This window comes from Sphingobium sp. DN12, from assembly GCF_051058005.1.
GTDB lineage: Bacteria > Pseudomonadota > Alphaproteobacteria > Sphingomonadales > Sphingomonadaceae > Sphingobium > Sphingobium yanoikuyae.
The window spans coordinates 506121-531611 of sequence record NZ_CP173717.1; the positions used below are offsets into that span (position 1 = coordinate 506121).

The window sequence follows — 25491 nt, forward strand, 5'->3', positions numbered from 1 at the left end:
TTCGGTCAGGCCGTGAAATACCCCTTCAGCCAATCGCGCAGCGCCGTGTCAGCTTCGCTGTCAATCTTGACCGCGCTGCCAAGGTCGGGCTGGCCCGGCCAGCCGGCGTCGGCGATGGTCAGGCCGGCGGCGCTGCGTTCCCCGTCATAACGGGGGATGACGTGGAAATGGACATGCGGGTCGACCATCATCAGCATCAGATAGTTGATCTTGGCATAGCCGACCGCGCGGGTCAGCGCGGCCTCGATCGCGGCGGTGACGGTCTTGAGTTCGGCATGCGCCGCGCCCGGCAGGTCGCCAAACGCGGTCGCGTCGCTCTTGGCCGCCAGCACCAGCGATCCCAGCGTCGGCTGGGCCGGGCGCAGCAGCACGACCCAATGGTCGAACTCGGCAACCAGCGTCGCGGGCCAGCCGAATTTCGCGATGGTGGCGTTCATGCCGCTGCCTCTGCCTCATCCATCCAGCTGACGATCGGCCGGCCGGAGCGGTGGACGATATAGGCCTGGGCGAGGCGCACGGCATGGACGACCAGCGAGATGATGGTCCACCAGGCAAGCGCGATCAGGCCGATGTCGGGCCGGCCGAACAGCAGTGCCACGAACAGGATCACCATGTTCGGGTTGCGGCGGGCGGTGATCAGGCGGAACTGGCTGTCGAACGGACGCCAGACATGGATGTCCATCTTGAAGTCCTTGAGGAACATCCCCTCGATCAGGCGCTGGAGGATATAGCCCGCGATCACCGCGGTCATGATGAAGGTGAAGGTGCCGGCCGACAGGCCCAGACCCCAATAGGTGAGGCCCACGCCCCAGAAATACCACCAGAAGGGCGGGTGGACCAGGTCGACGCCATGGTCGATCACATTGCCCCATTTGGACGAGGTGATGGTGCAGCGGGCCAGCTTGCCGTCCACCGTGTCCAGCACCATGAAGATGAAGCCGCACAGGAAGCCGGTCCAGAACAGCCCCTTGGCGAACAGGAAGGTGGCGACGAGGCAGAGCGTCACGCCGATCACCGACACCATGTTCGGCGTCATCTTCAGCTGCGCGGCGATGCGCGTCAGGATCAGTGCCAGTTCGGGCCAGAGATATTTGGTCAGCAGGTCGGTGACGCCCTTATAGGCGCCGAAATAGCTTTGCCGCTCGATCGCCTTGCGGGTCTGGGGCACCAGTTCGCGCACCATCGGCTGTTCCAGCTTGCGCAACTGGCGATTGTAGAGCTTGCGTCCGTCCGACAGGTCGATGAGGCCGCTGGCCTGCATCGGGTCGCTGCCCGCGGGCACCTGGCCGACGATCGGCTGGCCGGCCCAGGCGAACATCGTGCCGGGCGTTTCCAGCACCAGCCGCAGCAGCAGCGGGTCGAAGGCATAGGCGAGGTTGAAGACCAGTTCATGGCCCGGCGCCAGCGTGCTGCCATTCTTGGCCGCGCTTTCCGCCATGCGGCGATTGCGTTCGGCGTTGGACATGCCCCAGATCGGGGTCGCGTTCTCGCCGAGCAGGCGAACTGGGCCGAGGGTGGTGCTGATCGTCTGCATCATGCCTGTGCCTTCTGCGCAAAATCGAGGATGAGGGCGGCCTGCCGCTGCGAAGCGGGGACCGGGGAAAGATCGATACTATCCTGCATTGCCGCTTCCTGAGCAGCAACCAGGCCCGGTTGCAAGTCCGCTGCCCGATCGAGCGCGCCCTGAAGCGCATCGGCGCGGTCGATCACCTGGCCCAGACGCCAATGGGCAAAGGCCTGATCCTCGCGCCAGTCATGATGGTCGAGGTTGAGGAAGATGCAGGGGCGGGGGGTGAGCAGAAACTCGTAAACCTGGCTCGACACGTCGCCCAGATAGGCGTCGGCGCTGGTCGTGTAGCTCATGTCGATCGAGTGGCGGCTGCCCATGTCGACGCGGATATGCGGCTTGTCGCTGTGGATTGGCGGGACGCGCCGGGCGAGCTTCACATGTGGCGCGATGATGACGTTCCAGCCCTGCAGCGCTTCGAGCGCGGCCATGACCTGCGGCCCGTGCCTCACCCAGGAGGACAGGCACGGGTCGAAATGCGGATTGTAGAGCAGCACCGGCTTGTCATCGTCGAACAAGGGGCGGCGCGGCGCGCGCAGTTCGAACTTGGCATAGCCGCCGACCAGGCAATTGGCGTCGGTGCAAAGGCCATATTCGATCATCCGCCGCCGATCCTTCTCGCCCGCGACGATGGTCAGGTCGAAATCGACGTGGCGCTGCTTGTAGCCGCCGGCCCGGTCGCCCGCGCCATGCTTGATCAGGACCAGGCGGGTGGCAAAGCCGGGCACCCGTTTCAGCCAGGCGCTGGTGATTTCCGTCGTCACCAGGGTCGGGAAGCGGGCGATGGCGCGATAGTTGAGCAGCAGCGTCGCCAGCCGCGAAGGCAGGCGGAACAGGGAATCGGGCTTGGTCGAGGGGCGACGCAGCTTGATGAGGTCGAGCCGTCCTTCGGGATCATAGCTGGCGACCAGATCGAGAATCAGGCGTGAGGGCGAAAGCACATGGACGCGCACATCCGCGCGCTTGCCCAGTTCAAGGGCGGCCGGCAGCCAGTGGAACACCTGCTGCGCTTCGGCAATGGCAAGAAAGGCGATGTCGATCGGCAATGAAGGCGGTCCCCACAGATATTCGCCGCCGCAGGGGCATGACCTGCGTTTGCTTTACTTCGCCCCGCGTCGCAATGCGAGGGGGAGCGAAACGAGGTCGCTCTAGCGTGGCTGGCGCGGGACGCAAGCCGAAGCCCCTCTTCGGCAATGATTATTTGCAATCGATTTGCAACAAGGGCCGCCGGGGCAGAATCATGGTCTCAGTGCTGGACCTTTGCAGATTTTTCGTTATGCGGACCCCCATCAGACAGACATCGACGAAGAGGCTCGACGAGCGATGGCCGAATTTGCTTTGCCCAAGAACAGCAAGATCAGCGGCAAGGGCGTGACCCACAAGGCGCCCGAGGGCGCGACCAATGTCCGCAGCTTCAAGGTCTATCGCTACGATCCGGACTCGGGCGAGAATCCGCGCTACGACACGTTCGAGATCGATCTCGACAATTGCGGCCCGATGGTTCTCGACGCGCTGCTGAAGATCAAGAACGAGTATGACTCGACCCTGACCTTCCGCCGTTCGTGCCGCGAAGGCATTTGCGGTTCCTGTTCGATGAACATGAACGGCAAGAACGGCCTGGCCTGCACCACCGCGATCGACGAGTGCGCCGGCAAGCAGGTGCAGATCACCCCGCTGCCGCACATGGACGTCATCAAGGATTTGGTGCCGGACTTCACCCACTTCTACGCCCAGTACAACAGCATCAAGCCCTGGCTGCAAACCGTCAGCCCCGCGCCGAGCGGCAAGGAGCGGCTGCAGTCGCCCGCCGATCGCGAGAAGCTGGATGGCCTCTATGAGTGCATCCTGTGCGCCTGCTGCTCGACCAGCTGCCCCAGCTACTGGTGGAACAGCGACAAGTTCCTGGGCCCGGCGATCCTGCTGCAGGCCTATCGCTGGCTGGCTGACAGCCGCGACGAGTTCACCGGCGAGCGCCTCGACGAGCTGGAAGATCCCTTCCGCCTCTATCGCTGCCACACCATCATGAACTGCGCGAACGTCTGCCCCAAGGGCCTGAGCCCGGCCAAGGCGATCGCGGAGACCAAGAAGATGATGGTCGAACGGCAGCTGTAAGTTGACCAGCGACGGTGTTGCAGGCGGGCGACCGCTGAACGAAGGGAAATGGTCGGGCTGGACCGCCTGGCACGATCCGCATCCCGACACCTTCCTGCAGGCCATCGGCCGCGGCTACATGCGCGGGCTGGGCGAGAAGAAGGCGCATGTCGCGCTGGAAACCCGCACCAGCCACCGCAACCGGCTCGATACGCTGCATGGCGGCTTCCTCGCCGCCTTTGCCGATCATGCCTATTTTGGCGGCCTGTGGGCGATGGGTTATCGCGATCAGGTGAACGGTGTGACCATCGACCTGTCGATGCAATATCTGGGCGCGGGCAAGGTCGGTCCCGACCTGCTGGCCGAGGTGGAATTGCTGCGCGAGACCGGGCGCCTCATGTTCCTGCGCATGCTGATCACCCAGGATGGCGAGCCGGTCGCCGCGTCCACCGCCACGCTGCGCAAGGCGCCCAAGGCGCAGTGACCAGCGTCATCGCCCGTTATGATGCGCTGGTCGCGGCTGGCGAATTGCGGCCCGACCCGGACCAGCGCGCAGCCGCCGTGCGACTCGATCAGCTTCAGCATGATCTGGAAGCGACGCCGGCGCGTGGCTCGACGCTGTGGAAGCTGCTGCGCAAGCAGCCCGAGCCGCCGCGGGGCCTCTATATGTGGGGTGGGGTCGGGCGCGGCAAGTCGATGCTGATGGACCTGTTCTTCGACACGGTCCATGTCCAGCGCAAGAAGCGCGCCCATTTCCACGAGTTCATGCTCGACGTGCATGCCCGCCTGGCCGAGGCGCGCAAGTCCGAGTCGGGCGATCCGATCCCGCCGGTGGTCGAGTCGCTGGCCGAAGAGGCGCGGCTGCTCTGCTTCGACGAGATGGTCGTCAACAATATGGCCGATGCGGCGATCATGTCGCGCCTGTTCACGGGGCTGCTGGAAAAGCGGGTGACGATCGTCACCACCTCCAACCGCGAGCCGGACGAGCTCTACAAGAATGGCCTCAATCGTCAGCTCTTCCTGCCCTTCATCGATCTCATCAAGGCGAAGCTGGACGTGATGACGCTGAACGGTCCGGTCGATTATCGCCGCGACCGCCTGGGCGACTCGAAGCTGTGGCATGTGCCCAATGGGCCGGAGGCGACCAGGGCGCTGTCGGAGGCCTTTTTCCGCCTGACCGACTTTTCGGTCGAGGACCGGGCCAAGGTGCCCTCGGAGGAGATCGTCGTTCAGGGCGGGCGCACCATGCATGTGCCCAAGAGCCTGAAGGGCGTTGCCGTCTTCTCGTTCAAGCGGCTGTGCGTCGAGGCGCGTGGCGCGCCCGACTATCTGGCGATCGCGCGCAAATATCATACGGTCATCATCGTCGGCATTCCGGTGCTGGGGCCGGAGAAGCGCAACGAGGCGGCGCGCTTCGTCACGCTGATCGACTCGCTCTACGAATATAAGGTCAAATTGCTCGCCTCGGCCGATGCCGAGCCGATGCGACTCTATCCCGAAGGGGATGGGGCGTTCGAATTCGAGCGGACCGTGTCGCGGCTGATGGAAATGCAGTCCGACGATTATCTCGCGCTGGGCCACGGTCCCAAATAAGCGCGGCGCACCCCGTCGTGCGCGCATTTCGCCCTATCGCCGCTTGCGTCGACGTTCATCAGGGCGCAACTTTCTTACGGAAAAACAGACCGGATGCTTCCACTTGGGAAGCATCCGGCAGGCTACCGCTGCAGGGAAGGCTCTAGGTCCAGGGTAGGAGACCAGGAGCGACAGGGTGTGAAAAAGCCTCTAATGCAACTGCGAATGAATTGCAAAGATAATTTGCCACAGGGGGCTTTGTTTGGTTGAAACCCCCACAATATGGGCGTAGGCGCACTGACAATTCCAGAGTTCACATCTTGGAGGATGATTGCATATGGCCCGTAAGAAGATCGCGCTCATTGGCGCTGGCAATATCGGCGGCACGCTCGCGCATCTCGCGGCTCTCAAGGGACTCGGTGACATCGTCCTGTTCGACGTCGTCGAAGGCGTTCCCCAGGGCAAGGCTCTTGACCTGTCGCAGTGCGCCTCGGTCGAAGGCTTCGATGCGAAGATCACCGGTTCCAACGACTATGCCGACATTGCGGGCGCGGACGTCATCATCGTCACCGCCGGTGTCGCCCGCAAGCCGGGCATGAGCCGCGACGACCTGCTGGGCATCAACCTCAAGGTCATGAAGGCCGTGGGCGAGGGCATCGCCGCCAACGCCCCCGACGCCTTCGTCATCTGCATCACCAACCCGCTCGACGCGATGGTCTGGGCGCTGCGCGAATTTTCGGGCCTGCCCGCGAACAAGGTCGTCGGCATGGCCGGCGTTCTGGACAGCTCGCGCTTCAACCACTTCCTGGCGGAAGAATTCAACGTCTCGGCCAAGGACGTCACCAGCTTCGTGCTCGGCGGCCATGGCGACACCATGGTCCCGGTGATCGAATATTCGACCGTCGCCGGCATCCCGGTTCCCGACCTGATCAAGCAGGGCCGTTCGACCCAGGAGCGCATCGACGCCATCGTCAAGCGCACCCGTTCGGGCGGCGGCGAGATCGTCGCGCTGCTCAAGACCGGTTCGGCCTTCTATGCGCCCGCCACCAGCGCGATCGCCATGGCTGAAGCCTATCTGGGCGACAAGAAGCGCCTGCTGCCCTGCGCCGCGAACCTGACCGGCCAATATGGCGTCGACAATCTCTATGTCGGCGTGCCGGTCATCATCGGCAAGGACGGCGTCGAGCAGGTCATCGAGATCGAGCTGAACGACGAAGCCAAGGCCAACCTCCAGGTGTCGGTCGACGCCGTCAAGGAACTGCTGGAAGCCTGCAAGGGTATCGATCCCTCGCTCGCCTGAGCCAACCAGCTTGCACCGTCCCGTTCCAGGTAAGTGCGCAGCCTGGGACGGGTCGCTTTAGACCCAAGTGCCACGTCCACAGAGAATAAAGGGACACCCATGTCCATTCTGGTGAACAAGAACACCAAGGTCATCACCCAGGGTATGACCGGTGCCACCGGCACCTTCCACACCGAAACCGCTCTTGCCTATGGCACGCAGATGGTTGGCGGCGTGACCCCCGGCAAGGGCGGCACGACCCACATCGGTCTGCCGATGTTCGACACCGTTGCCGAAGCCAAGTCGAAGACCGGCGCCGACGCCTCGGTCATCTATGTTCCGCCGCCGTTCGCGGCCGACTCGATCCTGGAAGCGATCGATGCCGAAATCCCGCTGATCGTCGCGATCACCGAAGGCATCCCGGTTCTGGACATGGTCAAGGTGAAGCGCGCCCTGTCGGGTTCGAAGTCGCGCCTGATCGGCCCGAACTGCCCCGGCCTGCTGACGCCTGGCGAGTGCAAGATCGGCATCATGCCCGGCAACATCTTCTCGAAGGGTTCGGTCGGCGTCGTGTCGCGTTCGGGCACGCTGACCTATGAAGCCGTGTTCCAGACCACCAATGCGGGCCTGGGCCAGACCACGGCCGTCGGCATCGGCGGTGACCCGGTCAACGGCACCAACTTCATCGACGTGCTGGAACTGTTCCTGGCCGACGACGCCACCGAATCGATCATCATGATCGGTGAAATCGGCGGCGACGCGGAAGAACAGGCTGCCCAGTTCCTGATCGACGAAGCCAAGAAGGGCCGCAAGAAGCCGATGGCTGGCTTCATCGCTGGTCGCACGGCGCCTCCGGGCCGTCGCATGGGCCACGCCGGCGCGATCGTGTCGGGCGGCAAGGGCGACGCGGAAAGCAAGATCGCGGCGATGGAAGCGGCCGGCATCAAGGTCGCTGCCAGCCCGAGCCTGCTGGGCGAGACCCTGCTGGAAGTGCTGAAGGGCTGATCCGCCTTTAAAATATGATATGGAAACGCGGCCGGGCTGCACCCCGGCCGCACTTTCCCGCTCCGCGACTGCACGCGGCATGCATGGGACACAAGACGATGGGTTACGAGAACCAGGATTTCGAGATCGAACAGGGGCCGAGCTGGGCACGCCCCAACTGGCCGTTGGCGGACACCGACGACCTGACCGGGGCGATGGACCCGACGCAGATGCAGGTGGCCGTGAAGGCTGCTGCAAAGGCGCAGGGTGCCGCTGTTTCCGAGGCCGATATCGCATCGGCTGCCGAGGACGCAATCCGCGCGCAGATGCTGATCCGCACATATCGCGTGCGCGGTCATCTGGCCGCCAATCTCGATCCGCTGGGCCTGGCCAAGCGTGACCTGCCGGCGGACCTGACCCCGGAATATCATGGCCTGACCGACGCGTCGAAGAAGGTCTTCCTGGGCGGCACGCTGGGCCTGCAGTATGCGACCGTCGCGGAGATCGTGACGATCCTGCGCCAGAATTACTGCGGCAATGTCGGCCTTGAATATATGCATATCGCGGACGTCGAAGAGCGCCGCTTCCTGCAGGAACGCCTGGAAGGCAAGGACAAGGAAATCCACTTCACGCCCGAGGGCAAGAAGGCGATCCTGGCCAAGGTCATCCAGGGCGAGCAGTATGAGAAGTTCCTGGGCCGCAAATATGTCGGCACCAAGCGCTTCGGTCTCGACGGCGGCGAGTCCATGATCCCCGCGCTCGAAGCGGTCATCAAATATGGTGGCGCATCGGGCGTGCGCGAGATCGTGTTCGGCATGGCCCATCGCGGCCGCCTGAACGTCCTCGCCAACGTCATGGCCAAGGGCTTCCGCGTCATTTTCCACGAATTTTCGGGCGGCACCGCCAATCCCGAAGACGTGGGTGGTTCGGGCGACGTGAAATATCACCTCGGCACCTCGACCGACCGTGAGTTCGACGGCGTCAAGGTCCATATGTCGCTGGTTCCCAACCCGTCGCACCTCGAAACCGTCGATCCGGTGGTGCTGGGCAAGGTCCGCGCGCAGCAGACCTTCCGCGACGACCTCACCAAGCATGAGCAGGTTCTGCCCGTGCTGATCCACGGCGACGCGGCCTTCGCCGGCCAGGGCATCGTCTGGGAATGCCTCGGCTTCTCGGGCGTCAGCGGCTACAACACCGGCGGCTGCGTCCACTTCATCATCAACAACCAGATCGGCTTCACCACCAGCCCGCAATTCTCGCGCGGCTCGCCCTATCCGTCGGACGTGGCGAAGGGTGTCCAGGCGCCGATCCTGCACGTCAATGGCGACGATCCCGAAGCCGTGACCTTCGCGACCAAGCTCGCCATGGAATATCGCCAGAAATTCCATCGCGACGTCGTCGTCGACATGTGGTGCTATCGCCGCTTCGGTCATAACGAAGGCGACGAGCCGGGCTTCACCCAGCCGCTGATGTACAAGGAAATCCGCCAGCATCCGCCGGTCAGCGACATTTATGCCGCGCGCCTGAAGGCCGAAGGCGTGGTGGACGACGCGTTCGTCTCCGGTTCGACCGACGAGTTCGTCGCCCATCTGGAAGACGAGTTCGAAGCCGCCAAGAGCTACAAGGCCAACAAGGCCGACTGGTTCGCCGGTCGCTGGTCGGGCCTGCACAAGCCGGCCGATGCCGAAACCGCGCGCCAGAGCGTGGAATCGGCGATCAACCAGAAGCTGTTCGACAGCCTGGGCCGCACGCTGACCACGGTTCCCGAAGGCCATAATGTCCACAAGACGCTGAAGCGCGTGCTGGATGCCAAGGCCGAGATGTTCAAGTCGGGTGCCAATTTCGACTGGGCGACCGGCGAGGCTCTGGCCTTCGGTTCGCTGCTGTCGGAAGGCTATGGCGTTCGCCTGTCGGGTCAGGACTCGGGTCGCGGCACCTTCAGCCAGCGTCATGCAGTCTGGACCGACCAGGACACCGAGGCCAAGTATATCCCGCTTTCGACCGTGCCGCATGGCCGGTTCGAAGTGCTGGACTCGCCTTTGTCCGAATATGGCGTGCTGGGCTTCGAATATGGTTTCGCCCTGGCGGACCCGAAGAGTCTGGTGATCTGGGAAGCGCAGTTCGGCGATTTCGCCAACGGCGCGCAGATCATCTTCGACCAGTATATTGCGTCGTCGGAAACCAAGTGGCTGCGGTCCAACGGCCTCGTCTGCCTGCTGCCGCACGGCTATGAAGGTCAGGGCCCCGAGCATAGCTCGGCGCGTCTGGAACGCTATCTGCAGCTCTGCGCCGAAGGCAATATCCAGGTCGCGAACATCACGACCCCGGCCAATTACTTCCACGCGCTGCGTCGCCAGATGCTGCGGCCCTTCCGCAAGCCGCTCATCATCATGGCGCCCAAGTCGCTGCTGCGTCACAAGGCCGCCGTCAGCAAGGCCGAGGACTTCCTGGGCGAAACGCACTTCAAGCGCATCCTGTCGGACCCCAATGGGTCGGCCGACAAGGATACCAAGCGCCTGGTGCTCTGCTCGGGCAAGGTCTTCTACGACCTGATGGAAGCCCGCGACGCCGCCGGCGACGCCAACACCCAGATCGTCCGTATCGAACAGATTTATCCGTTCGCCACCGACGCACTGGCCACGCGCATCGAGCGCATGACCAATCTGGACGAGGTCGTCTGGTGTCAGGAAGAACCGCGCAACAACGGCGCCTGGTTCTTCGTCGAGCCCTATATCGAGGAAGCGCTGGCCAAGGCCGGCAAGGCGCCGATGCGCGCCCGCTATGCCGGCCGCAAGGCATCGGCATCGCCTGCCACGGGCCTGGCCTCGCGCCATGTGTCCGAACAGGGCGCCCTCGTCGCCGATGCGCTGGGTCACAGCGTTCGTGAAGAAATCCGTCGCCAGAAGAAAGGCTGAGAAAGCACATGGCAACCGAAGTCAAAGTCCCCACGCTGGGCGAATCCGTTACCGAAGCAACCGTCGGTCAGTGGCTCAAGAAGCCGGGTGAAGCGGTCAAGGCCGACGAGCCGATCGTCAGCCTGGAAACCGACAAGGTCGCGGTCGACGTGCCCTCGCCGGTCGCCGGTGTCATGGGTGATCTGGTCGCCAAGGAAGGCGACACGGTCGAGGTCGGCGCGCTGCTGGCCTATGTGAACGAAGGCGGTGCCGCTGCCGCCGCGCCGGCTCCGGCCGCGGCTCCCGCCGCCAAGGCGGAAGCCGCTGCACCCGCGCCGGCCGCTTCGGCCCCGGCTGCATCGGACGACGAAGAGGGCGGCAGCCTGACCCTGTCGCCGGCGGTCCGCCGCCTGGTGCTGGAGCATGGTCTTGACCCCAGCAAGATCAAGGGCACCGGCAAGGACGGTCGCCTGACCAAGGACGACGTCATGGCCGCCGTCGCCGCCGGCACTGCCAAGGCGGCTGCCGCGACCCCGGCATCGGCGCCTGCCGCCGACGCCCCGGCCGCTGGCCCCAGCCGCAAGCAGGAACGCGTCAAGATGACCCGCCTGCGTCAGACCGTCGCCAAGCGTCTGAAGGAAGCCCAGAACAACGCTGCCCTGCTGACCACGTACAACGACGTCGACATGACCAACGTCATCGAGGCGCGCGCCAAGTACAAGGATCTGTTCGAGAAGAAGCATGGCGTCCGTCTGGGCTTCATGGGCTTCTTCACCAAGGCCGTCTGCATGGCGCTGAAGGACATTCCGGGCGTCAACGCGCAGATCGAAGGCGACGAGATCGTCTATAACGACTTCGCCGACATCTCGGTCGCCGTCTCGGCCCCGACCGGCCTGGTCGTTCCGGTCATCCGCAATGCGGAAAGCCTGAGCGTCGCTGCCATTGAAAAGACCATCGGCGGCTTCGGCAAGAAGGCCAAGGAAGGCAAGCTGACGATGGAAGATATGAAGGGCGGCACCTTCACCATCTCCAACGGCGGCGTGTTCGGTTCGCTGCTGTCCAGCCCGATCATCAACCCGCCCCAGTCGGCGGTTCTGGGCCTGCACCGCATCGAGGACCGTCCGGTCGTCCGTAACGGCCAGATCGTGATCCGCCCGATGATGTATCTGGCGCTCAGCTATGATCATCGCCTGATCGACGGTCGCGAAGCGGTGACCTTCCTTGTCGCGGTCAAGAACGCGATCGAGGATCCGACCCGTCTGCTGATCGACCTGTAATAATCACCATTTATTGTTGCCCCGGCTTCGGCCGGGGCGCCTCTTGCCCTTGATTTGGGGCAGAGCGATGCCAGTTAGGCTGGCATGACTGGAGAAGGGAAAACCCCATGTCCGATTTCGATTATGACGTCCTGGTTATCGGTGCTGGCCCGGGTGGCTATGTCGCCGCGATCCGCGCTGCGCAGCTGGGCCTGAAGACCGCCTGCGCAGAAAGCCGCGAGACGCTGGGCGGCACCTGCCTCAACGTCGGCTGCATCCCGTCGAAGGCGCTGCTGCACGCCTCCGAACTCTATGACGAGGCCGCCAACGGCGCGCTTGCCAAGCTGGGCGTCAAGATCGACAAGATGAGCCTGGACCTGCCCACCATGCAGGGCCAGCGCGTCGATGCCATCAAGGGCCTGACCGGCGGCATCGAATATCTGTTCAAGAAGAACAAGGTGACCTGGCTCAAGGGCCTGGCCAGCTTCACCGGCGCCAACACCGTCGAAGTGAATGGCGAGAAGGTGACGGCGAAGAACATCGTCATCGCCACCGGTTCGTCGGTTGCCCCGCTGCCCGGCGTGGCCGTGGACAATGAAGGCGGCAAGATCGTCGATTCGACCGGCGCGCTGGAACTGGACAAGGTTCCGGGTCATCTGGTCGTCGTCGGCGGCGGCGTCATCGGTCTGGAACTGGGTTCGGTGTGGAAGCGCCTGGGCGCCAAGGTGACCGTGGTCGAATATCTCGACCAGATCCTGCCCGGCATGGACGGCGAAGTCCGCAAGGAAGCCAACAAGATCTTCAAGAAGCAGGGCTTCGAATATAAGCTCGGCACCAAGGTGACCGGCGCCGAAGTCGGCAAGTCGGGCGTGACCCTGACCGTCGAACCCGCCGCCGGTGGCGAAGCCGAGAAGATCGAGGCCGACGTGGTCCTGGTGTCGATCGGTCGTCGTCCCAACACCGAGGGCCTTGGCCTCGACAAGATCGGCCTGGAACTGAACGCGCGCGGTCAGATCGAGACCGATCATGAGTTCGGTACCAAGGTTCCGGGCGTCTGGGCGATCGGCGACGTCATCCCCGGCCCGATGCTGGCGCACAAGGCCGAGGACGAAGGCATTGCCGTCGCCGAGAATATCGCCGGCCTGACCGGCATCGTGAACCATGACGTGATCCCCTCGGTGGTTTACACCAAGCCGGAAATCGCGGGCGTGGGCCTGACCGAGGAAGCCGCCAAGGAACGTGGCGCCGTCAAGGTCGGCAAGTTCCCCATGATGGCGAACAGCCGTGCCAAGACCAATCACGAGCCCGACGGCTTCGTGAAGATCATCGCCGATGCCGAAACCGACAAGGTGCTGGGCGTGTGGATCATCGCCACCGTTGCCGGCACGATGATCGCACAGGCCGCGCAGGCCATGGAATTCGGCGCGTCGAGCGAAGACATCGCTTACACCTGCCATGCGCACCCGACGCACAGCGAAGCGATCAAGGAAGCGGCGATGGCCGTGACCGGCAAGCCGATCCACATGTGATCGACTGCGCTCTCGCAGGATAAGGGAAGGGGCCTCCGCTTAGCGGGGGCCTTTTTCTTTTGGGGAAGGAGGCGCGCTGCTCTATCGGACGCGCATGAACCAGTTCCCCTCCAGCCAGTCGGTGCCCTCGGCCAATCCTGAGCGGTTGTTCTTTGCGCTGTGGATCATCTTTTCGGTGCTGACCGCGCTGGCCGACATCATCGCGATCGTCCGCCATCCCGAAATGACGTTGCAGATATTGCCGCAGACGGCATTGGGACTGGCGGTGTGCCTGCCCTTCGGCGCGGTCGCCATCCTGCTGCGACGCCGGCGGCTCAAGCGTCAGGCGGCGCGGGACGCCTTTCTTCAGGCGATGGCACGGCTCGACTGAGCATCGCCGGCGGGCGCCAGCGCGGGCCGAATGGCGACGCGGTTGCGGCCCTTATCCTTCGCCTCATAGAGTGCGCTGTCGGCGCGGGCGATCGCGTCATGGATCGAGCGGTCGGCGCGGTGCAGGCTGGTGAGGCCGAAGCTGGCGGTGAGCGGGCCGGGCAGGCCAAGCCGGCTTGCCGCCTGTTCGGCAAAGCGCAGCCGGATCGCGTCGGCTATGCCGGTCGCCATGGCGGGGTCTGCGCCGGGCAGGAAGAGGATGAACTCCTCGCCGCCGAAGCGGGCGATGACGGCATCGGCCGGGGCCAGCGCCCGCAGCGCATCGGCCAGCGCGACGATCACCCGGTCGCCCAGCCCATGGCCATGGGCGTCGTTGACCCGCTTGAAATGATCGATGTCGCAGGCGATCAGGCTGCCGCTGGCATCATGGCGCGCGACTGCTTCCTCGAACCCGCGGCGATTGAGCAGGCCCGACAGCGGATCGACATGGGCATCATGACGATAGCGGGTGAGAACGTCCTGCATGGCCGCCGCGAGCGCCGATAGGGCCAGGAACAGGCCGAACATGCAGGCCAATGCCTGCATCAGGAAGGCATATTGGCTGTCGCGGAACGCGACGCCGCCGGGCAGGGTAAAGGACACGCTGCTGCCGCGCAGCAGATTGTCGAGCGCCACCAGGGTGACAGCGGCATAGAGGGCGCGATCGGGCCAGCCGCGCAACTGGCCACGGCCCGCGATCAGCGGAATGGAAATCAGCAGGAAGCAGCCGAAGTCGGACGACACCAGTTCCAGCGGGACGATGTCCCGCATCACCGCAAAGCTGCAGAGCAGGATCGATATCGCCCAGATGGCGATGCGCAGCCCCAGCACCCAATTGGGGCGCCAGCGCGTCAGCAGCGCCTGGCTGAACAGCAGGAATCCGGTGGCAAAGGCGGTGTCGGCGACGATGCCCCACAGGTCCGTGGGCAGGAAGTCGAACGCGACCGGCACGGAAAAGCCCGTGGCGACGCTGAAGAAGGCACCGCTCCACCAGCCCGCTTCGCGCGCGCCCCAGCCCCAGACGATGAGGAAGGCGACGCCGAAGCTGGCCATCATGATGGGCAGGAAGAAGGCGAAATTCTCACCCACGAAGCGCGACCGATCCTTTGTGCAGCATGACGGCATGACGTCACGTCATGCAGGAGCGCCATCCTGCATTTTCCGGTAAATGTCGATGGTTAAGAGAGCGTAACGGTTGCGACGGGCCGAACTGGGAAACTGTCTAACCTGGATCAGAAATGCGGCTTGCGCTTCTCGCGGAACGCCGCGACGCCTTCGGCAAAGTCGGGATAGGTGAAGGCGTCGCGGAACATTTCCAGCGTCACCATGTCGTCGTCCGCCTGGCCGTCGAGGATGCGGCGAACCATCGCCTTGGACGCGCGCACGCTATGCTGGGCATTGGCGGCAATCTCGCGGGCCAATGCGTCAGCAGCGGCCAGCGGATCGGCCGCGATCTCGTCGACCAGGCCGATGGCAAGCGCCGCCTCGGCATCGTGCAGCGCGCCGGTGAACAGGATGCGCTTGGCCCGTGCCGGCCCGACCAGATCGACCAGCAGGCGGGTGTCGAACAGCGAATAGACGATGCCGAGCTTGGCCGGGGTGATGCCCAGCCGCGCGGTCGGCGCCGCGATGCGCAAGTCGCACGCGATCGCCAACCCGCATCCGCCGCCGACGCAATCGCCGTCGATCGCCGCGATCACCGGCTTTTCGGCATGGGCCAGCGCATATTGGGTGGAGCGGATCGCGGCCTGATTGGCGGCGCGCCAGTCGGCATCGCCCGAGCAGGCGGCAAATTCGTTGATGTCGGCGCCCGCGCAGAACAGGCCGGGCGTGGCCGAGGCCAGGATCAGCACGCGGATGTCCGCATCGGCCATGGCGTCGGCGACCAGATGGGGCATCGCCTCCCACATCGCCTGGGTCATGGCATTGCGGCGATCGGCCCGGTCGATCAGCAGCCGGGCGATCGCGCCGTCCCGCTCCAGGCGCAAGGTCATGCCGGCCAGGCTTCCAGCATCGGCACCAGTTCGTCGAAATGGTGGATCACGCCGTCGGCCTCCAGATTTTCGACCGGGCCGTCGAGGAAGCCGAAGCTGACCGCGATGCTGGGAATGCCGGCATTGCGGGCGCCGGCAATGTCGTTGATCGTGTCGCCCAGGAAGATGGTGCGGCCGCCGCCGGCCCGCTCGATCATCGCATGGATCGGCGCCGGATCGGGCTTGGCAATGCCGACCGTGTCACCGGCCACTACCGAGGCGAAGCGGTCGAACAGGCCCAATTGGTGCAGCAAGGGGATCGTGAAGCGTTCCGCCTTGTTGGTGCAGATGGCGAGCTTCACGCCGCGCTCCGCCAGCACATCCAGCATCGCCATCATGCCGGGATAGGGCAGGGAGTGGAGCGCCAGATTCTGTTCATAATAATCGAGCAGGATCGGCAGTGTCTGGTCGAGAATCGCTTCGTCATAGCCGCCCGACGCGTCGAGCGCGCGCTGCAGCATCACCTTGGCGCCCTTGCCGACGAAGGGCCGGATGGAATCGACCGGGAAGGGGGCTCGGCCGATCGTGCCGATCGCATAATTGACCGCCGCAGCGAGATCGCCGCTGGTGTCGAGCAGGGTGCCGTCGAGGTCGAAGCCGACAATGTCGAAGGATAAGCGTGCCATGGCATCGCCATGCCGCGTCGGCGGTGGCAATGGCAAGGCAAACATGGCAGAGAGCCGTGATATTCCAGACCACTTGAACGAAAAGGACGCGCTTGCCGTGACCGCACCTCGCCCCCTCGCAGTCGTCATCCTTGCCGCCGGGCAGGGCACAAGGATGAAGTCCGGCACGCACAAGGTGCTGCACCCGATTGCCGGGCGGCCGATGTTGCTGCACCTGCTTGCCAGCGTCGCGGACCTGCTGCCCGAGCGGCAGGTGGTCGTGGTCGGCGCCGGCCGCGAGCAGGTGGAGAAGGCGGTCGAGGGCAGCGGCGTCGCCATCGCTGTGCAGGAACAGCAGCTTGGCACCGGTCATGCCGTGGCGCAGGCGCATGATGCGCTGGCGGGCTTCGCGGGCGACGTGCTGATCCTCTATGGCGACGTGCCGCTGGTCAGCGGCGCGACGATGAAGGCGATGCTCGATCGGTTGAGCCGGGGCGACGAGCCGCGCGCGGTGGTGCTGGGCTTTCGCCCCGACGATGCCGCCGCCTATGGCCGGATCATCGCCGATGGCCAGGGCATCATCGAGAAGATGGTCGAGTTTAAGGATGCGAGCGAGGCCGAGCGCGCCGTCACCCTGTGCAATAGCGGCCTGATGGCGGTGCGGGCGAGCGACCTGTTCGTGCTGCTCGACCAGATCGGCAACAATAATGCGGCCGGCGAATATTATCTGCCCGACATCATCATGCTGCCCGGCGCAAACAGCGCCGTGATCGAGACGGAAGCGTGGGAAGTGGCCGGCGTCAACAGCCGCGCCGAACTGGCCGGCGTCGAAGCCGTGTGGCAGGACCGCCGCCGGGCTGAGGCGATGCGTGAGGGCGTGACCCTGGTCGCGCCGCAGACCGTCTTCTTCGCGCACGACACGGTGCTGGGCCGCGACGTGACGATCGAACCCAATGTCGTCTTCGGTCCGGGTGTCACCATCGCCGACAATGTCGTCATCCATGCCTTCTCCCATCTGGAGGGGGCGACCGTGGCCAGCGGCGCCGACATCGGCCCCTATGCCCGGCTGCGTCCGGGCGCTGACATCGGCCCCAAGGCGAAGGTCGGCAATTTCGTCGAGATCAAGAAGGCGCGCCTCGACGAAGGGGCGAAGGTCAATCACCTCTCCTATATCGGCGACGCCAGTGTCGGCGCCGCCGCCAATATCGGCGCGGGCACCATCACCTGCAATTATGACGGCTTCTTCAAATATAAGACGCAGATCGGCGCCGGGGCCTTCATCGGCTCCAACAGCGCGCTGGTGGCGCCGGTGAAGATCGGCGATGGCGCGATCGTCGCGGCGGGCAGCGTCGTGACCAAGCCGGTTCCGGCCGACGCGCTGTGCCTCGTCCGCCCGCAACAGGAAAGCAAGCCGGGCTGGGCGGCGGCGTTCCGCACCCGCATGCGCGAGCGGAAGGCGAAGGCTTGAATTTCATCCGACGCCGGCCGTTTCTGTCCGCCCTGCTGTTCCTGCTGCTGGTCGCGGTGGCAGGGCCGCTCTGGCTGTTGATGAATGCGCGCGCCATGCCGGTCGTGCGGCGCGCCGATGTCGTGCTGCCTTTCCCGGCGGGCGCGTCGCAGCAGCCGATCCGGGTCGCGCTGCTGACCGACACCCATCTGTCCGGGCCGGACAACAGCCCGGCGCGGATGGCGAGGATCGTGGCCCGGATCAACGGCCTCAAGCCCGACCTCATCCTGCTGGGCGGCGACTATATCGGCGACAATAAATGGGGCGCGACCTATGATGCGCGCCACGCGATCGCGCCCTTCGCCGGGCTGCGCGCGCCGATGGGCGTGGTCGCGGTGCTGGGCAATCATGACAGCCGCAGCAGGAAGAACCGGGTGGCACTGAGCGCCGACGACTGGCAGCGCGCCTTTGCCGATCTGGGCATCACCCTGGTACAGGATGGCGCGGTGCGGCGCGGGCCGCTGGCGATCGGCGGGCTCAAGGATATCTATACCCGCAAGCCCGACATACCCGATACGCTGAAAGCGATGCAGGACATTGGTGGCGCGCCGGTGATCCTGTCGCATGGACCCGACGTCTTCCCGCTGCTGCCCGATGCGCCGTCGCTGACCCTGGTCGGCCATACCCATTGCGGTCAGGTGGCATTGCCCTTTGCCGGGATCGTCTATGTCCCCTCCCGCTATGGCACCCGCTATGCCTGTGGCCGTTATCAGGATGGCAAGAAGGCGATGATCGTGTCCGGGGGCGTGGGCACCAGCGGCCTGCCCTTCCGCATGCTGGCGCCGCCCGATATCTGGCTGATCACCATCCGGCCTCGATGACATTCTTTTCATGGCTCAGCCATGGCGCTGTCGCCTGACCGGCATTAATGGCATGGCGACAAAGCTGTCCTATATGGACGCTATCTGACTAATCTGGTTCGGCGGGGCTTTCCACCATGTGCGGTATCATCGGAATTATTGGTAAGGATCAGGTCGCGGAACGACTGGTCGATGGCCTCAAGCGGCTGGAATATCGCGGCTATGACAGTGCCGGCGTCGCGACCGTGCATGACGGCCGGATCGATCGCCGCCGGGCCGAGGGCAAGCTCAACAATCTGGTCAAGGAATTGGCCGCCTCGCCGCTGGCCGGCACCACCGGCATCGCCCATACCCGCTGGGCGACCCATGGCGCGCCGACCACCAGCAACGCGCACCCGCATGCGACCGGCGAAGTGGCGCTGGTCCACAATGGCATCATCGAGAATTTCAAGCCGCTGCGCGACGAACTGATTGCCCGCGGCCGCACCTTCGACAGCCAGACCGATACCGAAGTGGTCGCCCATCTGGTCAGCGAACTGGTGGAGCAGGGCGTGGCGCCGAAGGAGGCCGTGGCCCAGGTGCTGCCGCGCCTGCACGGTGCCTTCGCGCTCGCCATCCTGTTCAAGAGTCATCCCGACATGCTGATCGGTGCGCGTCTCGGTTCGCCGCTAGTCGTAGGCTATGGCGATGGCGAGACCTTCCTCGGCTCCGACGCGCTGGCGCTCGCCCCGCTGACCCAGCGCATCGCCTATCTGGACGAGGGCGACTGGGTCGTCATCACCAAGGATGGCGCCGAAATCTTCGACAAGGACAATAACCCGGTCGAACGCCCGGTCACCATTTCCGGCGTGTCCGGCGCGATGATCGACAAGGGCAATCACCGCCACTTCATGCAGAAGGAAATCTACGAGCAGCCGGTCGTCGTGGCCCAGACGCTCAAGGCCTATCTACAGCGGATGGACGACCGCGTGTCGCTGCCGATCCCCGATTTCGACCTGTCGACCATCCGCCGCGTCACCATCGTCGCCTGCGGCACCAGCTTCTATGCCGGCATGGTTGCGCGCTACTGGTTCGAACAATTCGCCCGCGTGCCGGTCGATTTGGATTTCGCCTCCGAGTTCCGCTACCGCGAACCGGTGATGGAGGAGGGTGGCCTGGCCCTGTTCATCAGCCAGTCGGGCGAAACTGCCGACACGCTCGCCGCGCTGCGCTATGCCCGTGCCCAGGGGCAGAAGATCGCCGTCGTCGTCAATGTGCCGACCAGCTCGATGGCGCGCGAGGCCGACCTGCTGCTGCCGACCCATGCCGGCCCGGAAATCGGCGTCGCCTCGACCAAGGCCTTCACCTGCCAGCTCGCCGTGCTCGCCGCCTTCGCCGCCAATCTGGCGCGGGCCAAGGGCAAGCTCAGCGCCAAGGATGAGAAGGAAATCGTCCGCCACCTCGCCGAAGCGCCCGCCGCGATCAACGGCGCGCTCGCTTATGACGAGGCGATCGAGGCGATGGCCCATCATATCGTGCCGGCGCGTGACGTGCTCTATCTGGGACGCGGGACCGACTATCCGCTGGCGCTGGAAGGCGCTCTGAAACTCAAGGAAATCAGCTATATCCATGCCGAGGGCTATGCCGCCGGCGAGATGAAGCATGGCCCGATCGCGCTGATCGACGAACTGGTGCCGGTGATCTGCATCGCGCCCAGCGGCCCCTTGTTCGAAAAGACCGTCAGCAACATGCAGGAAGTGCAGGCGCGCGGTGGCAAGGTGGTGCTGATTTCCGACTATGACGGGGTGCAGGCGGCAGGCGAGGGGTGCCTCGCCACCATCACCATGCCCAAGGTCCACCCGCTGATCGCACCGATGGTCTATGCCGTGCCGGTGCAACTGCTCGCCTATCATGTCGCCGTGCTGAAGGGCACCGACGTCGATCAGCCGCGCAATCTGGCAAAGAGCGTCACCGTCGAATAATCGGCCGCCACGCAGCGGCGGTCGATCCGAGGGATAGGGTCAGCCGCCGCCGGGCGAATTATGGCCACCGGCCGGCACCGGGCCGCCGCTTGGCGCGTGGCTGTGGTCGGGATTGCTGTCCCAGTCGATATGATAAAGGTCGAAGCGGCGATCGCGCAGGTTGCGGACCGTGCCTTCGGCCCGCGCCCAGCTGAGGTCGGCCAGATTCACGTCCGCCATGGTCAGCGTCTCGACATTCTCGCTCGCCTCGGCCGCGATCCCGTCGCGGGCGAAGGGCAGGTCGCACGGCGTCAGGATTGCGCTCTGGGCATATTGAATGTCCATATTGTCGACGTTGGGCAGGTTGCCGACATTGCCCGACATCACGACATAGCATTGATTCTCGATCGCGCGGGCCTGCGCGCAATAGCGCACGCGCATATAGCCCAGGCGCGAGTCGGTGCAGAAGGGGACGAAGATGATGCGCGCGCCCTGGTCGACCAGGCGGCGGGCCAGTTCGGGAAATTCGCTATCATAACAGATTAGCACGCCGATCGGCCCGCAGTCCGTCTGGATCACGTCGAGCGCGTCGCCGCCCTTGATGTTCCACCAGAAGGCTTCGTTGGGGGTGGGGTGGATCTTTTCCTGGGTGTGGACCGACCCGTCGCGCAGCGCGACATAGGCGATATTCTGAATGTCGCCATCGTCGGCGCGGGTCGGGTGAGATCCGCCGATGATGTTGATATTATATTCCAGGGCCATCCGCGTCAGTTCCTTGGTCAGGCGCGGGGTATAGCCGGTCAGCTTGTCGATCGCCTCGATCGGCGACAGCTTCTTGGTCTCGAACGAGAGCAGGGGCAAAGTGAACAGCTCGGGGAAGACGATGAAGTCCGACCGGTAATCGGCGGCCACGTCGACGAAATATTCGATGTTGCGGACGAACTCGTCGAAATCCTTCACCGCGCGCGCCTGCAACTGACAGGTGGCGAGGCGGACGCTTTCGACGCCGCGCGGCACCCGCATTTCGGGCGCCTCGTCCGGGTCGACATAGGGGTTGCGCCAGACCAGATGGGCGGCATGGCCGTCCGACTGCTTGTCTTCGGGCAGGTAATTTTCCAGCACGCCCAGCGGCTCGAACTGATTCTTCAACTGGAAACTGATGACCTGGTCGCGGAGCTTGCCGCTGACCACCTTTTCCAGATAGTCGGCTGCGCTGCCGACGCGGCGCTTGGCGCGGGCATAGCCGGGCATGCGGCCGGCTATGACGATGCCGTGCAGGTCGAGTTCCTCGGCCAGTTCCTTGCGCTCGTCATAGAGGCGCTGGCCGATGCGCAGCCCGCGCAGCTTGGGATCGACCGCCATTTCATAGCCATAAAGCCATTCGCCTGCTGCGCTGTGGCGGGTGCCGAAGCCGTTGGCGGTGATCTCCTCCCAGTCATGATGGGAAAAGGCCATCGCCTTGCTGACGCGCATGGTGGCGCAATAGCCCACGACCTTGCTGTCATAGAGGGCGACGAAGCAGCCATTGGGGAAATTGTTGATCTGGCCGCGGATGGTGGCCAGCGAATAATTGGGCATGCCGGGATAGGCGCGGGCGATCAGCCGCTGGATGCCGCGCACATCGCCGGGCACCGCCGCCCGGACTTCCAGGCGCTTCTTGGCTGTCGTGGTCATTCTTTGCTCCCGTCGCATCGATCCGAAAAGGAAAAGGCGGCGCCGGGATGCGGCACCGCCTCGTTCCGTTTCCGTATTGAAAGCTTCAGGAAGCGATCAGTTCCGGCAAAAAGCCTTTATCAGGCCCACTTGGCCATTTCGGCTTCCAGATTGACGCGGATCGCCTCGAAGAACTGCTCCGTGGTCATCCAGGCCTGATCCGGGCCGATCAGCAGGGCCAGATCCTTGGTCATCGCGCCGCCTTCGACGGTCTTGATGCAGACCTGCTCCAGCGTCTCGGCGAACTTGGTGACTTCGGGCGTACCGTCGAACTTGCCGCGGAACGACAGGCCCTGGGTCCAGGCGAAGATCGAGGCGATCGGGTTGGTCGAGGTCGCCTTGCCCTGCTGGTGCTGGCGATAGTGGCGGGTGACGGTGCCGTGCGCGGCTTCGGCTTCCACGGTCTTGCCATCGGGCGACAGCAGGACGGAGGTCATCAGGCCGAGCGAGCCGAAGCCCTGGGCCACGGTGTCCGACTGGACGTCGCCGTCATAATTCTTGCAAGCCCAGACGAACTTGCCGCTCCACTTCAGCGCCGATGCGACCATGTCGTCGATCAGGCGGTGTTCGTAGATGATGCCCTTGGCCTTGAACGCTTCGGCGAATTCGGCGTCGAACACTTCCTGGAACAGATCCTTGAAGCGGCCGTCATAGGCCTTGAGGATGGTGTTCTTGGTCGACAGGTACAGCGGCCATCCGCGATCGAGCGCATAGTTCATGCTGGCGCGGGCGAAGTCGCGGATCGAATCGTCCAGATTATACATGCCCATGGCAACGCCAGCCGACGGGAAGTTGAACACTTCCTTCTCGATCTTCTCGCCATTTTCGCCGTCCCAGATCATGCGCAGCTTGCCGGCGCTGGGGACGACGAAGTCGGTCGCCTTATACTGGTCGCCGAATGCATGACGGCCGATCACGATCGGGTCGGTCCAGCCCGGAACCAGGCGGGGGACATTCTTGATGACGATCGGTTCGCGGAACACGACGCCGCCCAGGATGTTGCGGATCGTGCCGTTGGGCGAGCGCCACATCTGCTTGAGGTTGAATTCCTCGACGCGCGCTTCATCCGGGGTGATGGTCGCGCACTTCACGCCGACGCCATGTTCCTTGATCGCATTGGCCGCGTCGATCGTGATCTGGTCGCTGGTCTCGTCGCGCTTCTCGACCGAAAGATCGTAATATTTCAGGTCGATGTCGAGATAGGGCTTGATCAGACGCTCACGGATCCATTCCCAGATGATGCGGGTCATTTCGTCGCCGTCGATTTCCACGACGGGGTTTTTCACCTTGATCTTCGCCATAGCGCCTATTCGCCTTCTTCTCTTGGGTGGAATTATGGGGACGCCCTACGGCCTGCGCCGCCAATGTTCAACCGTCCAGCGCCGGATTTCCGGCCGATCATGCGATGCATGCGCAAGACTGTTGTGCGATGCGCGTTCATGCCGGGAGCCAAGGACGGGGATCGTCGTTGTCAGGATCAATGTCTCCCCCTAAAGACATGTCCATGGAAAATGACGAGATCACGATTGCCGCAGGCGGCAATGTCAAATGGCGCTTCCCCTCGGTCCATCCCGAAGGGGTGAAGTTCGGCGCGATCGCGGCTGCGATCACCGGCCTGTTCTTCGTGATGGGCTGGGAAATCATCGGCTGGCTGATGCTGATGGTCACCATCTGGGTGCTGGCCTTCTTCCGCGATCCGATCCGCGCCGTGCCGCAGGATGAAGGCGCGATCATCGCCCCGGCGGATGGCCTGGTGACCCTGATCCAGCGCGTGCCGCCGCCGCGCGAAATGGCCGGCCCTGATGGCCTGGGCGATCAGCCGCTGATCCGCGTGTCGATCTTCATGAGCGTGTTCGACGTCCATATCAACCGCACCCCGATCGGCGGCACGGTGAAGGCCGTCACCTATATTTCGGGCAAGTTCCTCAACGCCGATCTCGACAAGGCGAGCGAGGATAATGAGCGCCAGCATATCCTGGTCGAGCGTCATGACGGCCTGCGCGTCGGCTTCACCCAGATTGCCGGCCTTGTCGCGCGCCGCATCGTACCCTTCGTCAAGCCGGGCGACATGGTCGCCGCCGGCCAGCGCATCGGCCTCATCCGCTTTGGCAGCCGTGTCGACGTCTATCTGCCCGCCGGCACCGCGCCGCGCGTGATCCTGGGCCAGCGCACCGTCGCGGGCGAGACGATCCTGGGCCAGATCGGCGATCGCCGCGTGATTGCGGGCATCCAGCAGTGAGGCGGCGTCGCGCCGTTCCGCGCGGGCTGCGGCGCGGCATCACGCTGCGCATGCTGGCACCCAATGCGGTGACGGCGATGGCGCTGTGCTTCGGCCTCACCGGCGTGCGCTACGGCATTTCGGGCGAGTGGGAGCGGGCGGTATTGTCCATCCTGTTCGCCGGCGTGCTCGACGGACTGGACGGCCGGATCGCCCGGATGCTGCGGGGCGAGAGCCGCTTTGGCGCCGAACTGGATTCGCTGTCCGATTCGATCGCCTTCGGTGTCGCCCCTGCGCTGATCCTCTATCTCTGGTCGCTGCATGCCATGCCGAAATTCGGCTGGATCTTCGCGCTGGCCCATGCGCTGTCCTGCGCACTGCGCCTGGCGCGCTTCAACGCCAATATCGATGTCGAGGAGCAGCCGCACAAATCGGCCGGCTTCCTGACCGGCGTGCCGGCGCCAGCGGGTGCCGGCCTCACCTTCGTGCCGCTCTATCTGTGGATGGTGACGGGCGAAGAGATTTTCCGCGCCTGGTATGTGGTCGCGCCCTGGACCGCGTTCGTGGCCTTCCTGATGATCTCCAGCATCGCCACCTATAGCTGGTCGGCGCTGCGGTTGCGCAAACGCATCCGGCTGGAACTCATCGCCTTTGTCGGCCTGTTGGCGGCGGCGCTGGCGACCCAGCCCTGGCTCACTCTGCTGCTGATCTGCGGCGTCTATGTGCTGCTGATCCCGTTCGGCATCCTGTCCTACGCCAAGGTGCGCAAGCAGCCTGTTGGCTGAGCCTTATGTCCTGTTCAGGCAGCGAGGGCGCTGCCGGGCAGGGCGGGGGCGGACAGGGTGGCGGTGCGAGCCGGCTGGCGCACGCGGTTCCGCGTGATGCGGATATGATAGACCGGCGAGGTCTGGGGAATCGGCTCGAACAGCAGGGCTGCCGCCATCTTCTGATGATAGAGCGCAAACATCCAGGCAATGGTGCCGACCGCCAGCAGGAAGGCGGCGGAGAAAATGGTCGCTGCAACAATGGTGAACATGGCCGCTGACTTTCTATCTTGCCATTTGCACGCTTAGGCTCACTATGTCGGTGCAAACG

23 protein-coding genes are annotated in these 25491 nt (G+C 64.4%); 14 read left to right on the forward strand and 9 right to left on the reverse strand.

Annotated features, from left to right (window positions below):
* Positions 1-5: 5 nt before the first annotated feature.
* From ACI6S0_RS02475 to ACI6S0_RS02485, 3 genes are read right to left on the reverse strand one after another with little or no spacing between them, the layout of a single operon-like run.
* Positions 6-437 carry an HIT family protein gene (locus ACI6S0_RS02475; protein WP_434404831.1) on the reverse strand — a complete coding sequence of 144 codons (432 nt, stop codon included), beginning with the start codon at positions 435-437 and terminating at the stop codon, positions 6-8.
* Complete coding sequence (locus tag ACI6S0_RS02480; RefSeq protein WP_099234035.1) at positions 434-1537, reverse strand: CDP-alcohol phosphatidyltransferase family protein; 1104 nt, start codon at positions 1535-1537, stop codon at positions 434-436. Before ACI6S0_RS02480 ends, ACI6S0_RS02475 begins: the two co-directional genes overlap by 4 nt.
* Positions 1534-2613, reverse strand: coding sequence for a glycosyl transferase (locus tag ACI6S0_RS02485; RefSeq protein WP_434404832.1), 1080 nt, complete (start codon positions 2611-2613; stop codon positions 1534-1536). The genes ACI6S0_RS02480 and ACI6S0_RS02485 overlap by 4 nt, the downstream gene beginning before the upstream one ends.
* 277 nt (positions 2614-2890) lie before the next feature.
* Here ACI6S0_RS02485 and ACI6S0_RS02490 point away from each other — a divergent pair, with 277 nt between their 5' ends.
* The 9 genes from ACI6S0_RS02490 to ACI6S0_RS02530 all read left to right on the forward strand — a co-directional run bounded on the left by ACI6S0_RS02490 (position 2891) and on the right by ACI6S0_RS02530 (position 13542).
* Complete coding sequence (locus ACI6S0_RS02490; protein WP_004211148.1) at positions 2891-3679, forward strand: succinate dehydrogenase iron-sulfur subunit; 789 nt, start codon at positions 2891-2893, stop codon at positions 3677-3679.
* 1 nt (position 3680) lies between these two features.
* On the forward strand, positions 3681-4142 hold the full coding sequence (locus ACI6S0_RS02495) for a PaaI family thioesterase (protein WP_434404833.1): 462 nt from the start codon (positions 3681-3683) through the stop codon (positions 4140-4142).
* Entirely contained in the window at positions 4139-5251 is a 1113-nt protein-coding gene (gene zapE / locus ACI6S0_RS02500) for a cell division protein ZapE (protein ID WP_004211152.1), read from the forward strand. Before ACI6S0_RS02495 ends, zapE begins: the two co-directional genes overlap by 4 nt.
* A 316-nt stretch (positions 5252-5567) precedes the next feature.
* Complete coding sequence (gene mdh / locus ACI6S0_RS02505; RefSeq protein ID WP_010337480.1) at positions 5568-6530, forward strand: malate dehydrogenase; 963 nt, start codon at positions 5568-5570, stop codon at positions 6528-6530.
* A 99-nt stretch (positions 6531-6629) separates the two neighbouring features.
* Positions 6630-7514 carry a succinate--CoA ligase subunit alpha gene (gene sucD / locus ACI6S0_RS02510; RefSeq protein WP_004211155.1) on the forward strand — a complete coding sequence of 295 codons (885 nt, stop codon included), beginning with the start codon at positions 6630-6632 and terminating at the stop codon, positions 7512-7514.
* A gap of 98 nt (positions 7515-7612) precedes the next feature.
* Entirely contained in the window at positions 7613-10408 is a 2796-nt protein-coding gene (locus ACI6S0_RS02515; RefSeq protein WP_125998785.1) for a 2-oxoglutarate dehydrogenase E1 component, read from the forward strand.
* Positions 10409-10416: 8 nt separating this feature from the next.
* The gene (gene odhB, locus ACI6S0_RS02520) at positions 10417-11664 is read left to right on the forward strand and encodes a 2-oxoglutarate dehydrogenase complex dihydrolipoyllysine-residue succinyltransferase (protein ID WP_125985202.1); all 1248 of its coding nucleotides are present in this window, start codon (positions 10417-10419) and stop codon (positions 11662-11664) included.
* A 107-nt stretch (positions 11665-11771) separates the two neighbouring features.
* Positions 11772-13172 carry a dihydrolipoyl dehydrogenase gene (gene lpdA / locus ACI6S0_RS02525; protein ID WP_125998727.1) on the forward strand — a complete coding sequence of 467 codons (1401 nt, stop codon included), beginning with the start codon at positions 11772-11774 and terminating at the stop codon, positions 13170-13172.
* Positions 13173-13266: 94 nt separating this feature from the next.
* Complete coding sequence (locus tag ACI6S0_RS02530) at positions 13267-13542, forward strand: hypothetical protein (RefSeq protein ID WP_004211159.1); 276 nt, start codon at positions 13267-13269, stop codon at positions 13540-13542.
* On the opposite strand, the gene ACI6S0_RS02535 is transcribed toward ACI6S0_RS02530, so the two are convergent.
* The 3 genes from ACI6S0_RS02535 to ACI6S0_RS02545 form a co-directional block, all read right to left on the reverse strand.
* Positions 13518-14669: a GGDEF domain-containing protein gene (locus ACI6S0_RS02535; protein ID WP_434404834.1), complete on the reverse strand. Its 1152-nt coding sequence runs from the start codon at positions 14667-14669 to the stop codon at positions 13518-13520. The two genes, ACI6S0_RS02530 and ACI6S0_RS02535, sit on opposite strands and share 25 nt — an antisense overlap.
* Before the next feature lie 143 nt (positions 14670-14812).
* The gene (locus tag ACI6S0_RS02540) at positions 14813-15574 is read right to left on the reverse strand and encodes an enoyl-CoA hydratase/isomerase family protein (RefSeq protein ID WP_434404835.1); all 762 of its coding nucleotides are present in this window, start codon (positions 15572-15574) and stop codon (positions 14813-14815) included.
* Positions 15571-16239 carry an HAD family hydrolase gene (locus tag ACI6S0_RS02545; RefSeq protein ID WP_434404836.1) on the reverse strand — a complete coding sequence of 223 codons (669 nt, stop codon included), beginning with the start codon at positions 16237-16239 and terminating at the stop codon, positions 15571-15573. The genes ACI6S0_RS02540 and ACI6S0_RS02545 overlap by 4 nt, the downstream gene beginning before the upstream one ends.
* 154 nt (positions 16240-16393) lie before the next feature.
* Between ACI6S0_RS02545 and glmU the strand changes: the two genes are divergently transcribed.
* The 3 genes from glmU (at position 16394) to glmS (ending at position 20486) form a co-directional block, all read left to right on the forward strand.
* Positions 16394-17686, forward strand: coding sequence for a bifunctional UDP-N-acetylglucosamine diphosphorylase/glucosamine-1-phosphate N-acetyltransferase GlmU (glmU, locus tag ACI6S0_RS02550; protein WP_434405894.1), 1293 nt, complete (start codon positions 16394-16396; stop codon positions 17684-17686).
* Entirely contained in the window at positions 17683-18546 is an 864-nt protein-coding gene (locus ACI6S0_RS02555) for a metallophosphoesterase (protein WP_434404837.1), read from the forward strand. Before glmU ends, ACI6S0_RS02555 begins: the two co-directional genes overlap by 4 nt.
* 116 nt (positions 18547-18662) lie before the next feature.
* Positions 18663-20486: a glutamine--fructose-6-phosphate transaminase (isomerizing) gene (gene glmS, locus ACI6S0_RS02560; protein WP_037510157.1), complete on the forward strand. Its 1824-nt coding sequence runs from the start codon at positions 18663-18665 to the stop codon at positions 20484-20486.
* 39 nt (positions 20487-20525) lie between these two features.
* Here the strand turns inward: glmS and ACI6S0_RS02565 are convergent, their stop codons facing one another.
* Entirely contained in the window at positions 20526-22139 is a 1614-nt protein-coding gene (locus ACI6S0_RS02565; RefSeq protein WP_434404838.1) for a GNAT family N-acetyltransferase, read from the reverse strand.
* A 119-nt stretch (positions 22140-22258) separates the two neighbouring features.
* Positions 22259-23479 (reverse strand): NADP-dependent isocitrate dehydrogenase, encoded by a 1221-nt coding sequence (locus ACI6S0_RS02570; protein ID WP_434404839.1) that lies wholly within the window; start codon positions 23477-23479, stop codon positions 22259-22261.
* 203 nt (positions 23480-23682) lie between these two features.
* Between ACI6S0_RS02570 and ACI6S0_RS02575 the strand changes: the two genes are divergently transcribed.
* Positions 23683-24417, forward strand: coding sequence for a phosphatidylserine decarboxylase (locus tag ACI6S0_RS02575; protein ID WP_029547694.1), 735 nt, complete (start codon positions 23683-23685; stop codon positions 24415-24417).
* Positions 24418-24467: 50 nt separating this feature from the next.
* A complete protein-coding gene (locus ACI6S0_RS02580) occupies positions 24468-25181 on the forward strand; it encodes a CDP-alcohol phosphatidyltransferase family protein (protein WP_051156968.1) in 714 nt (237 codons plus the stop codon).
* Positions 25182-25195: 14 nt separating this feature from the next.
* On the opposite strand, the gene ACI6S0_RS02585 is transcribed toward ACI6S0_RS02580, so the two are convergent.
* Positions 25196-25432 (reverse strand): hypothetical protein, encoded by a 237-nt coding sequence (locus ACI6S0_RS02585; RefSeq protein WP_434404840.1) that lies wholly within the window; start codon positions 25430-25432, stop codon positions 25196-25198.
* Positions 25433-25491 lie beyond the last annotated feature (59 nt).